General features: G+C 61.9%; 17 protein-coding genes and 1 pseudogene. 10 read left to right on the forward strand and 8 right to left on the reverse strand.

All coding sequences use genetic code 11. The features are described 5' to 3' along the window. Positions 1-564: 564 nt before the first annotated feature. Complete coding sequence (locus tag EFB14_RS26500) at positions 565-873, forward strand: DUF982 domain-containing protein (protein WP_126829496.1); 309 nt, start codon at positions 565-567, stop codon at positions 871-873. Positions 874-1,034: 161 nt separating this feature from the next. Then, complete coding sequence (locus EFB14_RS26505) at positions 1,035-1,424, forward strand: hypothetical protein (RefSeq protein ID WP_125848734.1); 390 nt, start codon at positions 1,035-1,037, stop codon at positions 1,422-1,424. A gap of 170 nt (positions 1,425-1,594) precedes the next feature. Here the strand turns inward: EFB14_RS26505 and EFB14_RS26510 are convergent, their stop codons facing one another. Continuing rightward, positions 1,595-2,050 carry a DUF805 domain-containing protein gene (locus EFB14_RS26510; RefSeq protein WP_126829497.1) on the reverse strand — a complete coding sequence of 152 codons (456 nt, stop codon included), beginning with the start codon at positions 2,048-2,050 and terminating at the stop codon, positions 1,595-1,597. A 164-nt stretch (positions 2,051-2,214) separates the two neighbouring features. Continuing rightward, on the reverse strand, positions 2,215-2,982 hold the full coding sequence (locus tag EFB14_RS26515) for an adenylate/guanylate cyclase domain-containing protein (RefSeq protein ID WP_126829610.1): 768 nt from the start codon (positions 2,980-2,982) through the stop codon (positions 2,215-2,217). Between the two features lie 249 nt (positions 2,983-3,231). On the opposite strand from EFB14_RS26515, the gene EFB14_RS26520 reads away from it, so the two are divergent. Next, positions 3,232-4,020, forward strand: coding sequence for a DUF899 domain-containing protein (locus EFB14_RS26520; protein WP_126829498.1), 789 nt, complete (start codon positions 3,232-3,234; stop codon positions 4,018-4,020). Positions 4,021-4,287: 267 nt separating this feature from the next. Here EFB14_RS26520 and EFB14_RS26525 read toward each other — a convergent pair whose 3' ends face one another. Continuing rightward, positions 4,288-4,941 (reverse strand): formylglycine-generating enzyme family protein, encoded by a 654-nt coding sequence (locus EFB14_RS26525; RefSeq protein WP_126829611.1) that lies wholly within the window; start codon positions 4,939-4,941, stop codon positions 4,288-4,290. A 356-nt stretch (positions 4,942-5,297) separates the two neighbouring features. Here EFB14_RS26525 and EFB14_RS26530 point away from each other — a divergent pair, with 356 nt between their 5' ends. Continuing rightward, positions 5,298-5,675 carry a response regulator gene (locus tag EFB14_RS26530; protein ID WP_125848728.1) on the forward strand — a complete coding sequence of 126 codons (378 nt, stop codon included), beginning with the start codon at positions 5,298-5,300 and terminating at the stop codon, positions 5,673-5,675. Between the two features lie 53 nt (positions 5,676-5,728). Then, the gene (locus EFB14_RS26535; protein ID WP_125848725.1) at positions 5,729-5,983 is read left to right on the forward strand and encodes a hypothetical protein; all 255 of its coding nucleotides are present in this window, start codon (positions 5,729-5,731) and stop codon (positions 5,981-5,983) included. 10 nt (positions 5,984-5,993) lie between these two features. Here the strand turns inward: EFB14_RS26535 and EFB14_RS26540 are convergent. Beyond that, positions 5,994-6,571 (reverse strand): annotated as a pseudogene (locus EFB14_RS26540) (LysR family transcriptional regulator). Between the two features lie 100 nt (positions 6,572-6,671). Between EFB14_RS26540 and EFB14_RS26545 the strand changes: the two are divergent. After that, complete coding sequence (locus EFB14_RS26545; protein WP_125848723.1) at positions 6,672-7,553, forward strand: NmrA/HSCARG family protein; 882 nt, start codon at positions 6,672-6,674, stop codon at positions 7,551-7,553. Between the two features lie 129 nt (positions 7,554-7,682). Here the strand turns inward: EFB14_RS26545 and EFB14_RS26550 are convergent, their stop codons facing one another. Beyond that, on the reverse strand, positions 7,683-7,982 hold the full coding sequence (locus tag EFB14_RS26550) for a HigA family addiction module antitoxin (RefSeq protein WP_125848721.1): 300 nt from the start codon (positions 7,980-7,982) through the stop codon (positions 7,683-7,685). 25 nt (positions 7,983-8,007) lie between these two features. Further along, entirely contained in the window at positions 8,008-8,289 is a 282-nt protein-coding gene (locus EFB14_RS26555) for a type II toxin-antitoxin system RelE/ParE family toxin (protein WP_126829499.1), read from the reverse strand. Positions 8,290-8,442: 153 nt separating this feature from the next. Here EFB14_RS26555 and EFB14_RS26560 point away from each other — a divergent pair, with 153 nt between their 5' ends. Beyond that, on the forward strand, positions 8,443-9,243 hold the full coding sequence (locus tag EFB14_RS26560; protein ID WP_126829500.1) for a class I SAM-dependent methyltransferase: 801 nt from the start codon (positions 8,443-8,445) through the stop codon (positions 9,241-9,243). Between the two features lie 391 nt (positions 9,244-9,634). Here EFB14_RS26560 and EFB14_RS26565 read toward each other — a convergent pair whose 3' ends face one another. Further along, positions 9,635-10,468: an RDD family protein gene (locus EFB14_RS26565; protein WP_126829501.1), complete on the reverse strand. Its 834-nt coding sequence runs from the start codon at positions 10,466-10,468 to the stop codon at positions 9,635-9,637. Positions 10,469-10,729: 261 nt separating this feature from the next. Between EFB14_RS26565 and EFB14_RS26570 the strand changes: the two genes are divergently transcribed. From EFB14_RS26570 to EFB14_RS26580, 3 genes are all read left to right on the forward strand, one after another. After that, on the forward strand, positions 10,730-11,077 hold the full coding sequence (locus EFB14_RS26570) for a DMT family protein (protein ID WP_125848713.1): 348 nt from the start codon (positions 10,730-10,732) through the stop codon (positions 11,075-11,077). Positions 11,078-11,198: 121 nt separating this feature from the next. Further along, entirely contained in the window at positions 11,199-12,710 is a 1,512-nt protein-coding gene (locus EFB14_RS26575) for a DUF1800 domain-containing protein (RefSeq protein ID WP_125848711.1), read from the forward strand. Between the two features lie 115 nt (positions 12,711-12,825). Next, positions 12,826-13,998 carry a DUF1501 domain-containing protein gene (locus EFB14_RS26580; protein ID WP_126829502.1) on the forward strand — a complete coding sequence of 391 codons (1,173 nt, stop codon included), beginning with the start codon at positions 12,826-12,828 and terminating at the stop codon, positions 13,996-13,998. Positions 13,999-14,102: 104 nt separating this feature from the next. Here EFB14_RS26580 and EFB14_RS26585 read toward each other — a convergent pair whose 3' ends face one another. Further along, on the reverse strand, positions 14,103-15,092 hold the full coding sequence (locus EFB14_RS26585) for an aldo/keto reductase (RefSeq protein WP_126829503.1): 990 nt from the start codon (positions 15,090-15,092) through the stop codon (positions 14,103-14,105). Positions 15,093-15,182 lie beyond the last annotated feature (90 nt).

The following is a 15,182-nucleotide window of genomic DNA, read 5'->3' on the forward strand; positions in this document are numbered from 1 at the left end:
ACTTGGGCGCAGGCCAGGAGATGATGCGGGTTACTCTCGGGAAGAGCCGGGTGCGGGAAATCCGCCCGCCCGGATCTGTGAGGGCGAAGCCGAATGGCATAGCTACTCGACCACGATCCTGCATGCCGTGGTTGCCAGCCACTTCATAGTTGCTTCATCCAGTCGGAGGCGGCCTGGTGCCGTCCGAGGGTTCGCCGTGGGATACCCCCTTGCCCTGCCGGGCATCTCTCCCACAAGGGTGGAGATCGGCAAGAGGTTGGATCATCCGTCCCCTCTGCCGACCTACCCATGCTAATCCGTCATTGTTTGGGGAAACCATCACGCCCAGCCGATCTCCACCCTTGTGGGGGAGATGCCCGGCAGGGCAGAGGGAGGTGTGGCATCCGCCAACGTCACTTACTGGGCGCGGCATACTCCCACGTCCCTCATGCTGAGGTGCGCAGCCCGCAGGGCGCAGCCTCGAAGCACGCGCCGCAGCGCTGCTCCTTGCACCCATCAACCACCGACGCGCCATCATCCGACCCCGCACTGGAACCGAAATCGGCCTTCCGCAGTTAATTTCCTGTGACTTCAGTTACAGGTGCCACTGCGATTAGCGACCATTCCGCCTTCTGGAAAAAACCGATCTCCATCGATCTCGATACCGGCGAACGAATGGTTCTCCGCTCGCCGCAGGATGCGCTTTATGCACTCGTTTCCGACTGGCCGGTCAATGGCGGCGTCCATCAGCAGCGAGCGATCGATTTCTGCCGCGCCTGGCTTGCCGGACGCATGCCGGCCGAGACGGTGCGGCAGGCTTTCATTCTTGCGGCGCTGGAAGCGGGCCTGTCGATCAACGATGATGATGACGACGGGGCCGGGAGTCCGTTTTGAATCCTACAGTGTAGGTGAGCCTACACTGATATATCCACGTCACGCAGCCGGTATCCCGCCGCTGCAGCAATATTCCTCCGATGTATTGCAAATATTATTCTCGCTGTGTTTGTAGGAATACGCGGCGTTACCGCGCTCCGATTCTTTAGGGATTCAACTGAATGAGAATGAAAGTCCTAGTTTGCGCCGCACTGCTGGCGCTGGCCGGCTGCAATGCCCCTGTGTCGCAATCCGTTGCGGATTCCCAGCGTCCTCCCTCGAGTGATGTCCGGCAGAACTTCATCAATATCGTGTTCAAGAGAGTTTACAGGCACGAAGCAGGAGACGTCGTGTGGGCTCGCATTTCCAGCGTGGTGGTGCTTGAGCCGGAGAAGAAGATCTATGCCTACTGCGTGCGTGTCGTGCCCAAGCACAGCTGGGGAGACTGGGCTTATCTCGGCGTCTCCTTCACGGACGGCAAAATACTCGGCGCGACGGCGAATGATCAGCGCTGCCGCGACAAGCGGCTGCGCTACTATCCGTTCACCGAATTGACCGGCATGAAGACCTGAAGGAGAGGCGAGGGCTCCGGCGGCGTCGCCGTTCAAGGTTTTATTGAGCGGCGGCGCGACATGCCTCCAGCGTCCCTGGGGCGCGGCATCCTCCAAACGGCATCCTGCCTCAACGGGGCAACGCTCTCAACCCGCGGGAACCACCCCCACGCTCGGCCGGCACCCTATCCTCAAGCAAAAACGGAGGTTCTGGAATGATCCGCAGCCGGCGCTCTGCAATACCACACGAGGACGGCAATCGTGCCAATGGGAAATAAAAGTCCAAGAAGCTGGTGCCATCTGCTTCGGTTGATGTCGTGAAAACGCCGGGTGGCCATGGCGATCGATGGAAGAAGCGTAGCCAGCGACCAGATCCGGTTCGATACTTCGGTCCGATCGACGGCGTACAAGGCGATGCTGACGAGAACGACGAAGAGCGTCGAAAACCAGAACTCCGATCGGCTCGCTCTGCCGGTGAAATCCACATATTTCCTGAAATAGCTGCTTATCGCCTGGCCGAAACCCATTGCGTCAGGCGGGCCGCCGAAGCGGTTCGGCCCGGCCGGCGGGTTTCTGAAGATGAAGATCAACGGCACGATGACCAGGATCAAGAGGATCAACCAGTGCCATAGAGAAAAACTGCCCATGAGATACCCCCAGCGATCTAAACGGCTGAGAGATAAGCAATGTTCGTTTCCGGAGGATTAACCGGCTTGCAATCCGGCGCGTTAAGCAATCACAGCGCGAGAAATTGCGGCCGCCACGTTGAGGGGGGATGCTTCTAAGAGGGGCGTGGCGCGGCCGCTGCCGTTCAGCGCTTGACCAGTACGCGCGCCCGCACCGGCTGCTCGATGCCCTTGAGTGCGAGCGTACGCTCTTGCGCTCCGGCGATCAGGTCGGGCGCTTCTGCCGCCGTCTCCGCCGAGACGAGGATCTCGCCGGCCGCCGCCTGGGATTCCAGCCTGGCGGCCTGATTGACGACACCGCCGATCGCGGTGAAATCGCTGCGGAAGCTGGAGAACTCGCCGATCTGGACCTCACCGGAATGGATGCCGACGCCGACGCCGAGGGGGCGGCCGGGCAGGGCGTCGGGCGCCAGGTCGCTCAGCGCCGCCGCGCAGTTACGCTGGATCTCATGCGCGGCCATGATCGCGGCGCCGGCGTGATCCTTCCGGATGATCGGGAAGTTGAAGATCGCCATCAGGCCGTCGCCCATCTGCTTGTTGACGATGCCGTCATGCGCCCAGATCGCCTGGGCGCAGCGATCCTGGAACAGGCTGACGATCTCGCTGAGCTGCACCGCCTCGATACGCTCGGAAAGATCGGTAAAGCCCCTGATATCGGCAAAGAGGATGGTGGCGTCGACGGTGATCTGGCGCGGCTTCTTCACATATTGGAAGGAGCGCTCGCAGATCGTGCAGATGTCGGGGTTCATCTTGCTGCGGGTGATGCCGAAGGCGCGGAAGGGGAGCGCGAGCGGCCCGCCGATCGGGATCGGCATATGCATCTGGTCCCAGCAGCCGCGGCAGATCCTGGCGCCGCCAAGCCTTGCAGGCTCACTTGATGAGGCTGTCGTCATGTCGCGCAATCCGTTCCCCAGGCCGTCGCCGATGGCCATGGGCAAGCTTCTGCCAGTTGGGGGCTTTTGGCAACTGGGGGTGGATCAACTTCGTTGGCTACCGGCGGACCAGCGGCGCTGGCCGCGGGAAAATTACGTCACACTTGTTACTCCCACTGTCCAATCCGCGATGAGAAACTATCTCCGAACCAATGCGCGATGAACCGGGCTTCGAAGCCCGGAATTCGCCCAACAAGGAGATTGAAAGCCATGACTGCTTCAGCCGAGAATGGAAAAGGCGGACAGACCATGCAGCGACCGGCCGTCGTGTCGCAGGAGGCCTGGGAGGCGGCTCGCAACCAGCTGCTCGTCAAGGAAAAGGCCCACACCCGCGCCCGCGACGCGCTGGCCGCCGAGCGGCGGCGCATGCCGTGGATGGCTGTGGAAAAGACCTATGTCTTCGAAGGGCCTGAGGGCAGGGGTAGCCTGCTCGACCTGTTTGCGGGCCGACACCAGCTCATCGTCTATCGCGCCTTTTACGAACCCGGCGTCTTCGGCTGGCCCGAGCATGCCTGCCGCGGCTGCTCGATGGTAGCCGATCAGGTCGCCCATGTCGCCCATCTGAATGCGCGCGATACGACCCTTGTCTTCGCCTCGCGCGCGCCGCAGGCCGATATCATCAGTCTGAAGGCGCGGATGGGCTGGACGATACCGTGGGTGACGATCATCGACGACTTCGACAAGGATTTCGGCGTCGACGAATGGCACGGCACCAACGTGTTCTATCGCGACGGCGAGCGTATCTTCCGCACCTATTTCATCAACAACCGCGGCGACGAGCAGATGGGCGGCACCTGGAACTATCTCGACATCACCCCGCTCGGCCGCCAGGAAGTCTGGGAGGATTCCCCCAAGGGCTATCCGCAGACGCCGACTTACAAATGGTGGAACTGGCACGACGCCTACGTTGCCGATGCCGCACCGGACAAGAAATGGGTCGAGGTCTCCGACGCCGGCGAGGCGGCGTTCCGCGAGGAAAGCGCAAAGGCGAAGCGGTAGGCGGGGCAGTTGCTGTGCGTGGCGGGATGGACGCAAGGAGCAATGCTGCGGAGCGTCCTTCGAGGCCGCTGCGGGGCTCCTCAGGATGAGGAGCGTTGGTTGGATGCCGCGCCCATAAAATGGATCGGAGACTTCGCGTCGATGAGGGGCGATGGAGGATCGCGCCGGCACTTAAGAGAGCCTCACCCTGAGGTGCCCTGCAAAGGGCCTCGAAGGGCGAGGCGGGTGCTCTGGCGGTCGACGAATGCAGGGAGCGATGATCTGACGTTAGCTCCAGAAGCACGATCTCGCGATGCGAAACCCAAGGTCGTCAATAGCAAAAGTCGGGTGGCTTCGTCGGCGATTGGTCGCTAGGCAACCGCGCTCGTGGTCAGCCCATCCCCCACCGCGAAAGATGCGATACGTACCATAGACAGCAGGATCATAGACGTCTTCGCACCACTCCCAGACGTTGCCCAACATATCATGAAGTCCCCAATCATTGGGACGCTTGGTTCCTACGGCCTTGGAGCCGCCTTCTGAATTTTCCCCATACCATGCGATGTCGGCAATTGGGCCGTAACGCGGTCCCTTCGTGCCGGCGCGGCAAGCAAACTCCCATTCAGCCTCGCTGGGCAACCGAAATCCATCACTTGTCGCGACCGCAGTTGCATCCTGGCCGTCGGACGAAAAGACATAGCGATCGGGCAATTTGACCATTGCCGAAAGTCGATTGCAGAAACGAGCAGCATGTAGCCACGAGACGGTCTCGACCGGCTGATCTTCAGCCGCTATCGATGACGGCGATACGCCCATCACCTTTGCATAGAACGACTGAGTTACCTGATAGCGGCAAATCAAAAAGGGCTTGATAGCCACGGTCCAGGACTCCCGAAGCCGATCATCGCGCATCACGATTGTCCCGCTGCAGACAGGTATCATATGCTGGCTAAGGCTCTCGAAATCCAACTTCTGCTCTTCTCATGATTTCTTGCGTGCAGATGGCGTCGCAAAATTCCCGAGTAAAGCGACACTTGTTTTCCCGACCTTTGCAATGTTGGAAAATAGGGAATTTTGCAACGCCCGCAATGTCGGCTTTCGGCGGGCCGTCCTTGAGGCCAGCCCCCTCTTCAGATCGCAACCTCCTGTAGCGGAAGGCGCGAATGGCGCCCTGAGGAAATCAGTTACTATTTTTTGCACGCATCTCTTTTGGAGTGGAAACATTCGAGGGGAAGTTGCGTTGTATCGATTGCCGCGGGTGTGCCGCCGGGCCGCTTGCTCATGGGAGGAGGATATCCATGAAAGTCATGATCGTCGAAGATGAGAACCTCATCGCCCTTGAACTCGAGCGTATCGTGCAGGATGCCGGGCACCAGGCCATCGGGCCGGTTTCGACGATCGAGCAGGCTCTCGCCCATGCTCCGAGAAGCGATGTGGCGCTCGTCGATCTCAGACTCGCCGACGGCCAGAGCGGCGTCCAGCTGGCACGCCGGCTGATCGACCGCCATGGCGTCGACGTCATCTTCGTGACCGCCAGTCCGGAGAGCATCGGAAACGGGATCGAAGGCGCGCTGGATGTGATCGCCAAGCCTTTCAGCGACGACAGGATCGCTGGTGCGCTGTCGCGGGCACAGGCCCTGCGCCGAGACTATGAAGGCAGAAACGCTATCTTCTGAGCGGGCAAAGTCGTATTATTCCGCTGCCAATGTCACCGGGAGGAGAGGTGAGGATGAGGCACGCGCTCATTGCCGTTTTCTTCGCTCTCGCGGCCTGCGCCAGCACGTCAGGCGAACCGCAGCCCCTGCCTGACAGTCTCACCTATGGCGGAAAGGTGGTCCATTCGCCCTATCGTCCGGGAACGGTGGTCCAGCACACCTTTCTCGGCGATTTCGGCTACCGCGTCTTCGAGACCTATGTCGTGCAACCGGACGGGACGCTCAAGCTGACGTCGCAGAGCACGGGGCCGGATTTCCTCTGGCGGTGACGCAGGCCTGTCACGAGATGATCGCAGGGCCCTCGGTCGGGCCTTTGCCTGTATTCAGATGATCGATTGCCAGCTCGATGAAGGCCTTGACCAAAGGCGACAGGTGCCGGCTGCTGGGATAGACGACATCCAGGGCCGCCGGCCGGCGTCGTGTAGCCGTCGAGAACGCGGTGCAGCCGGCCGTCCTAGGTTGAGCCGGTCGTCGGTCAGGCGCAGCTCCACCCTCGACTTCGGGTAGGTCGCCAGGAAATCGAAGATCGTGGCGGAGAGGAAATGGCCGCCAAAGCCGACTGGTGCGGAGATGCGGATCGTGCCGGCCGGCTCTGCCCGCGCCTCAGCCAGCCGGAATTTGGCCTGTTCCAGGCTGCGCAGCGCCTGGCTGCTTTCCTCGTAATAGAGGCGCCCTGCATCCGTCAGCTTGAGGCTGCGGGTGGTGCGCTGCAGCAGCCGTACGCCCACCTCGCGCTCAAGCGCGGCAATGCGGCGGCTGACGGTCGTCTTGGGCATGGCGAGCAGTCGGGCGGCGGCGGTGAAACTGCCGGCTTCGACGACGCGGGCGAAGACGGCGATATCGTTGAGGTCGAGCATTGTATTCACCAGTGGCACGATGTTTCTCAATTATAGGCCATTTTGGTTCAATGTGACAGGTCTTACCTCTGGCTCATCGCCAACCACAAGGAGCAGAGAGATGAGCAAGGGAAGAAACGTTCTGGTCACGGGCGCCACCGGCCAGCAGGGCGGCGCGGTCGTGCGCGCATTGACGGCGCGCGGTCATCGCGTCAGGGCGATCTGCCGCAGGCCGGAGAGCGACGCCGCAAAGCGGCTGGCCTCGGCAGGGATCGAGATCGTTGCCGGTGATCTCGATGATGCCGCATCCGTGGCTGAAGCCGCGAAGGGCGTCGATACGATGTTTCTGATGGGCAGCAGCTACGAGGCCGGGACGGAGGCGGAAACCCGTCAGGGTATAACCGCCGCAGAAGGGGCGAAGGCCGCCGGCATCGGCCACCTGATCTATTCCTCCGTCGCTGATGCCGACAAGAAGACCGGCATTCCGCATTTCGAAAGCAAATATCTCGTCGAGAAGCATATCGCCGGGCTCGGCATTCCCTACACGATCAGCGCGCCCGTCGCCTTCATGGAAAACACCGTGGCGCCGTGGGCGGTCGACGGGCTGCGCCAAGGCGTCTATGCCGCGGCTTTGCCGAGCAGGCGCGTGCTGCAGCAGATCTGCCTTGCCGATATCGGCGCTTTCGTCGCCGCACTGGCCGAGCGGCGTGACGAAGTGTTCGGCAAACGTTTCGACATTGCCGGCGACGAATTGGCGGGCGAGGAGCAGGCTGAGATTCTGTCAGAGGTCCTCGGCCGCCCGATCGCCTATCGGGAGCTGCCGATCGCGGCGATGCGGCAGCAGAGCGAGGATGCGGCGCTGATGTTCGAATGGTTCGACCGCACCGGCTACGACGCCGACATCGCCGCCCTGCGCAGCGATTTTCCCGAGGTCGGCTGGCACCGGTACCGCGATTGGGCGCGCGGCTTCGATTGGAGCGTTCTCGACAAGACGGCTGGATGAGTTTGCGGCGATGCCATCAGGCATCCTCGGCTTTGACCGAGGATGCCGGGGCCACCAGCGGTGCCGAGGATGCTCGCGGCAAGTCGGCCATCGCGGAGCGTGGCGGCATATTCGGCCTACGCCGAGCTCTCAGGCGGCGGCGTCCATCTCCGGGATGTTCTCCAATTCTCGGGCAAGCGCCTGAGCCTGTATCTTCAGATCATAGCTTGCCTGCATGTTCATCCAGAACTCAGGAGTGGTGCGAAAGAACTTCGCGAGGCGAAGCGCCGTGTCGGTTGTCACCGCGGTTTCCTCCGACGAGAGCCGTTCGATGCGGGTGCGCGGGACATTGAGTTTCCTGGCGAGCGCTCCGGCGCTCATCTTCAGCGGGATCAGATACTCCTCGCGGAGGATTTCACCGGGGTGGATCGGCAGAAGCGTGCTGGTCATATCTGAACTCCTTCCTGTGAATTACCTAGTGATAGTCGACAATTTCAACGTCCTCGGCGCCGCCATCTTTCCAAACGAAGCAGACGCGCCATTGATCGTTGATGCGGATCGAATGCTGGCCGGTCCTATTGCCTTTCAAAGCCTCGAGGCGGTTTCCCGGAGGCGAACGAAGGTCATCGAGGATATGCGCCGCCTCGATCATCGTCAGCTTCCGAAGGGCCGGTCTTACGAGATCTACCGGGAAGCCCTTCGGAGCCTTGCCGCCGGCAACCGCTTCCGTAACGGCATCCTTATAAGAACGGATCAATGCCCAGCTCCTCGTGTCCCTGTATCATAGCGTGATACAGATAGGGGTCAAGGAAAATGTATCACCTCACGATACATGGCGTGACAACTATCGCTTGCGGCGCCTGGACACGGGGTCATAATGACGGATCATCGTCCTTGGAGGGAGGCTTTCATGCCGTCGAGTTTCAATGTCGAAAGTGCCGATGGTTACGAGCGGCTGATGGGCCGATGGAGCCGGAAGCTGGCGCCGATGCTGATCAATTTCGCGGGGCTGGCGGATGGGGATCGCGTGCTCGATGTCGGCTGCGGCACCGGCAGCCTGGCATTCACGTTGGCGCAAACGCCCGGCCTGCGGGAGATCGCCGCCATCGACTATTCGCCTGTTTTCGTCGAGGCGGCGAAAGGGCGCAATACCGATCCGCGGATCACGATCCAGCAGGCCGATGCCTGTGCGCTTCCCTTCGAGGACAACCGTTTCGACAGGGCGCTGTCGCTGCTCGTGCTGCATTTCGTGCCCGAGGCGGGCAAGGCGGTGGCCGAGATGGCCCGGGTCGTGCGTCCGGATGGGATTGTCGCCGCCGCCGTCTGGGATCATTACGGCGGCATGTCGGGCATGCGGATGATGTGGGACACGGTCGTCATGCTCGATGAAAAAGCGCTGCCGCTGCGCCGCCGATATTGTTTCCAGCCGATGACGCGGCCCGGGGAAATGAAGCAGAGTTTCATTGCGCAGGGCCTTGCCGATGTCGAGGAGACCTCGCTCCTGATCCGGATGGATTATCTTTCCTTCGACGACTACTGGGGCCCGATCGCCGCCGGCGAGGGACCGCTCGGCAAGTATGTCGGCGGGCTGGAGCCGGGCAAACGACAGGCGGTCGATGCCGCCGTTCGGGCTGCCTATGAGGCGGGAGAGCCGGATGGGCCGCGGTCGTTCGCGTCAGTGGCTTGGGCGTGCCGGGGCAGGGTGGCGTGAGAGGATTGGGTGTGGGCGGCCGCAGCGAATAGGCTGCCGGCACTCAAGAGAGCCTCACCCTGAGGTGCCCCGCCAGGGCCTCGAAGGGCGAGGCGGGTGCGCCGAGATTAGCTGAATGCAGAGATCGGCGTCACTGCGTGTCCTTCGTATGCTGACGGAAGGTTTCACAGGAAAGTGCCACCTCGTCTCCCTCATTCCTGTGACGAGCACAGGAATGAGGGAAGAGAGGTTGATGGCCCCCGCAGGAGTTTGCGCCAAAGGATAAGGCGTTGGAGAATGCTACGCCCTGAACCGCTGCGCATGGCGCTCCGATCAAGCCGATCGTGATGGAACGAGGGTGGGATCTCTGGCGTTGTTTCGGCTGTCTGCGGCTGCAATTGCGGATTTATTGTTAGGCACTCACCACTTCGCAGCCGCAGATGCGATCATAGTATGTCTGTCCCTGCCACGCGATGATTGGCGCGAGCCACCAAGCCAAGGCTGCAACTGTCCAGACGACGTAAAACCCAATCGTTCCATCGTTCGAAGGTATGTATCCGTCGCGGAACATGCCAAGCAATGCGTCGAAGTCTGCCGTGGGATAGATCGGAAACAGCGAGATTGCGAAAGCGAGGGTGCTGAAAAGCAGGTTCGGGCTGAATTTGAGGATTTCGCGTTTAAACGCGGTGCCAAGGTCGGGACCTTCACCATCGATCGACTGGACTCTCAGGAAGAAAACCGCCTTTCCGAATGTGCGGCGGCCATTCGCGGAAAATCCGGCGAAAGCCAGCGCCATCAGCGCGGTGTTGGCTATGCCGGATAGCAAGCTGCGATATGCAGGCAAGGTTTTGGTCACAGGGTTATTGTCCGCGTCAAGAGGGATGGTCAGCTCCGGGGACCACAACAAGCCATCCGTGTCTCCGGCAACGCGTGTTCGCAGATATCTCTGCTTTCCCAAACCAAAGTGTGTTGTCTCGCATATATCAGCGCCGCGAATTTCTCCGGTTTTCAACGGCCATCCAGCGTCAATTCGCTTTGCAAGCTGATCGGGGATTGCCGCGGTGCACTGCACGGATGTCCAGCCGTGTACAAGGAGGTCCAGAGGAGGAGTCGTTGTGAAGGAGTAGACGACTATGAGGATGGCGGCTTGAAAGATGACAATGTCGACGACAAGGGCTGCAAACCGTCGCCAAAAGTAGCGGGAAGGCAAAGCAGCGGATTGCGGCATCTCAGCTGTATAATCCATATGCTCCCCTAATATATCGATGCCGTCAGGTCCTGCGCGTAGAGTCCCTTCAACATGAAGTAGCAAATTTCGCCAGGATTGATACAGGCGCTTTTGCGTTCTCATTCCCCGAGTGCTTTGGGGCCGCCTGCGACATCGCCTCGCTGGCCTGAGACGATCGGTCCGAGCCTCGGGGCTTGCGGCCTGACGGCGGCGTGATAGATAGGCCCCGCCGGCGTCTCGCCGGATCAACGATTTCCTCCACAGCCTCCGAGTGACTCCATGCTATTTTCTCCCGCCGTCATCTGGCCCGTCGTCATGCTGTTTGCATCTAACATCTTCATGACCTTTGCCTGGTACGGGCATCTCAAGCATAAGAGCAGCGCCATCTTCCTCGCCATCATTGTCAGCTGGGGCATCGCCTTCTTCGAATATTGCCTCGCGGTGCCGGCCAACCGTATCGGCTCGGCTGTTTATACGACGGCGCAGTTGAAGACGATGCAGGAGGTGATCACGCTGATCGTCTTTTCCGGCTTCTCGATTTTCTGGCTCGGCGAGAACCTGACCTGGAACCACGCGATCGGATTCGCGCTCATCGCAATCGGAGCATCCTTCATTTTCCGGGCGTAAACTTTAGCCTTTTCAATAGATTACAAATCGTCCATGTCCAGATATTGCCGCATTTCCTACAGATTGCGGTCGCAATCGGCTGGCAGCCTCTCACCATTGGGTGACTATGAGGTGATCTGCCATGAGCCTGTCTTTCCCGACGATGGCGGCGATCCGGTTCGGCTATGGTTTTCGGCCGGGCGAGACGCCGCCGCAAAGCAAGGATGAGCTGATCGGCCAGATCAGCAAGGGGGTGGCGGCGACGCCGGACTTCCCTCTCGGCGGCCCCGACACGCGCCACCGGGCGATTCTGAATCTGCAGGCGCAGCTGACGGAAGTCCGCCAGGACGCGAAGACGGCGACCGACGATACGGTGCGCCGCGAGATCCGCAAGGGAATACAGCGGCAGGCGCAGCAGCAATTCCAGCACGATTCCAATCTGCGGCTGATGCAGGCGGTGCTGTCGCCCTACGGCTTTTACGAGCGGCTTTCGACCTTCTGGACCGATCACTTCTCCACCAGCGCCAACAAGAGCCTGCCGATGCGGCTCATCGTGCCGCTCTACGAGGCCGAGGCGATCCGGCCGTTCCTGTCGGGCAAGTTCGGCGATCTCCTGCGCAATGCCACCGCCCATCCGGCCATGCTGATCTATCTCGACCAGGCGGATTCGCTCGGGCCGGATTCGGCCGGCGGCATGAAGCGCAACAAGGGGCTGAACGAAAATCTCGGCCGTGAACTGCTGGAGCTGCACACGCTCGGCGCCGGCAGCGGCTACACCCAGGCGGATGTGACGGCGGCGGCCATGGTGCTGACGGGGCTCACCATCGACCGCAAGGAGATGGACATCGCCTTCCGCCCGAATATATCAGAGCCCGGCACGCATCAGGTGCTCGGCGTCAGCTATGGCGGCAAGAGGCGCTCGCGCAACGATTATCTCGACATGCTTGACGATCTCGCGGCCCATCCGAAGACGGCGGCGCATATCAGCCGCAAGCTTGCGGTGCATTTCGTCTCCGACCACCCCGACGAGGGCATGGTGTCTGACATGGTCGCGGCCTGGAAGAAGACTGATGGCGACCTGACATCAGTCTATACCGCAATGCTCGACCATCCCGCCGCCTGGCGCGACGAAGGCGCGAAAGCGCGCCAGCCTTTCGATTATGTCGTCGCCGGGCTCAGGGCGCTGAATACGGGGCCGGTCAACGGCGTCGTCGGCAGCTTCCTGGCGGCCAACCAGCAGGGCACCGACGATGGCGACATGGCGGCGAACACGCCTGCCATGGCCGGATCGCCGATGACGACTGATCCCGCCGGCGAGGCGAGGGACAAGCGCCTCAAGGCCTTCCGCACGGCGCGGGCGCTGGGGCAGGGGGCGCTGAAGCGCATGGGCCAGCCGATCTGGCTGCCGCCGAGCCCGGCCGGCTTCGAGGAAGGCTTTTCCGCCTGGATCACCGGCAGCCAGCTCGCCGAGCGACTGGCCTGGGCAAGACGGGCCTCGGCGCAGTTCGGCCGGGACTGGGATCCGCGCGAATTCCTGAAATCGACGCTTGCCGATGCCGCCCGCGACGAGACGATCCGCGTGGTGTCGCAGGCGCCGAACAAGATCAGCGGGCTGACGCTGGTGCTGGCATCGCCCGAATTCAACCGCCGCTAAGCAGACTTTCGTTGGCAAGCCAACGCTTCGTCTGCTTAGCTCCTTTGTTTTGTCGCAGGTTCTCGCCGGAAAACCGTCGGACACTTTTCCGGAACCTGCTTAGGAGGCTCCGCCCATGAATCGGATCTCGCTTTCCCGCCGCGGCTTTCTGACATCGGCCTGCTGTCTTGCCGCCGCTCCCATCTTCACACCGGTCACCTTCGCGGCGATGCCGGGGGACAACCGCTTCGTCACCATCGTGCTGCGCGGCGCGATGGATGGGCTCGACCTGGTGCAGCCCTATGGCGATGCCGGCTTTGCAGCGCTGAGGCCGACGCTGGCGCTGACGCCCGAGACCGGGCTCCTCGATCTTGACGGGCATTTCGGCCTCAATCCGGCTGCCGCCGATCTGATGCCGCTGTGGAAGAGCAGGGAACTCGCCTTCGTGCATGCGGTCTCGACGCCTTATCGCGACCAGCGCAGCCATTTCGACGGGCAGGACATGCTGGAGTCAGGCGGTGAACACGTCGCCGAGGAAAAGACCGGCTGGCTGAATCGGGCGCTCGCCGTCATTCCGCGCTCGGATGAACGCAAGGCGATCGACGTCAATACCTCGACGGAGCTGATCCTGTCCGGCCCGAACAATGTCGATGTCTGGGCGTCGGATTCCAATCTTGCGCCGGCGCGCGACGAGATGCAGTTCCTGGCGCGACTCTATGCCGGCGACCCGCCGTTTGCCGCAGCACTTGCCGAGGCGACGCGGGCCGACAGTGCGGCGATGATGGTCGAGCCGGATGGCCAGCGCGGCGAGAAGACCGCCGACGTGGCCGCACTTGCCGCCAATATGCTGAAGGGCGACTACCGCATCGCCAGCTTCTCGATATCAGGCTGGGATACCCATATCGGCCAGGCCGGCCAGTTCAAGCGACCGGCGCAGGATCTCGCCCAGGCGATCAACACGCTGAAGACGACGCTCGGGCCGGACATCTGGGCAAAGACCGTGGTGCTTGCCATGACCGAGTTCGGCCGCACTGTCCGCCAGAACGGCTCCGGCGGCACCGACCACGGCACCGGCGGCTGCGCGCTGCTATCGGGCGGCGCGATCAACGGTGGCCGCATCCTCGGCCGCTGGCCGGGCATCGGCGACGGCCAGCTGCTCGACGACCGCGACCTGATGCCGACGGCTGACGTGCGCGAGGTGGCGGCGGCGATGCTTTACCGGCAGTTCGATGTCGGGGTGGATGATCTGACGGGGAAGATCTTTCCGGGGCTGGGGTTCGATAAGGGGTCGCAGTTTTTGAGAGGGTGAGGCCCGGTCCCGCAAAGCGGGAGCGATCGATCCAGTGAATCGATCGCAGGGCCGAACGCCCTGGGCCCAAGCGAAGGGCCGGGCGGCGATATCGGCGATAGGCCTCAGCGGCCGGTCATCTTCAGCGCTGCCTCGGGAAGCCGTTCGCCTTGAACCTCGATACCTGCGAGGGCGGCGTCGATTTCGGCGAGGTCGTCGGGCAGAAGGTTGATGTCCACAGCCCCGAGGTTCTCTTCCAGCCGGTGCTGCTTCGTCGTTCCCGGGATCGGGACGATCCATGGTTTTTGGGCGAGCAGCCACGAGAGGGCGATCTGTGCGGGTGTTGCGCCCTTCCGGTCGCCGATCCGGCGGATCAGGTCGACGAGCGCAAGATTGGCCTTGCGCGCTTCTGGTGAGAAGCGCGGGACGCTGTTGCGGAAATCGCTCGGATCGAACTTGGTGTTCTCGTCGATCTTGCCTGTGAGGAAGCCGGCGCCGAGCGGGCTGAAGGGCACGAAACCGATGCCGAGTTCCTGAAGGGCGGGTAGCAGTTCTTCCTCGGGGCCGCGCCAGAAGAGCGAATATTCGCTCTGGACGGCAGTCACCTTCTGCACCGCATGGGCGCGGCGGATCGTCTGGACGCCGGCTTCGGAAAGGCCGAAATGTCTGACCTTGCCGGCTGCGATCAAGTCCTTGACGGCGCCGGCCACATCTTCGATCGGCACGTCGGGATCGACGCGGTGCTGGTAGAACAGGTCGATACGATCCGTATTCAGGCGGCGCAGACAGGCATCGGCGACTGCTTTGACGTGCTCGGGGCGGCTGTTCGTGCCGCCACGGCGTTCACCGGTTTTCTGGTCGATATCGAAGCCGAATTTGGTGGCGATCACCACCTGGTCGCGGATCGGCGCGAGCGCCTTGCCGACAAGCTCCTCATTGACGAAAGGGCCATAGGCTTCGGCCGTGTCGAACAGGGTCACGCCCTGTTGATGGGCGGTGCGCATCAACCTGATCATGTCGCCTTCGTCGGCGGGCGGGCCGTAAGCTGAGCTCATGCTCATGCAGCCGAGGCCGAGTGCGGAGACTTCGAGATCGCCGATATTGCGTATTTTCATGGTCGTGTCCGTTCGTGGCTTTGTGTGGGCTCGAGGGGAAGGCGCGGGCTCAGGATTGCCGACCGGTCGAGTTGACGTGAACTTAGTCCT

This window comes from Rhizobium fabae (assembly GCF_003985135.1).
GTDB lineage: Bacteria > Pseudomonadota > Alphaproteobacteria > Rhizobiales > Rhizobiaceae > Rhizobium > Rhizobium pisi.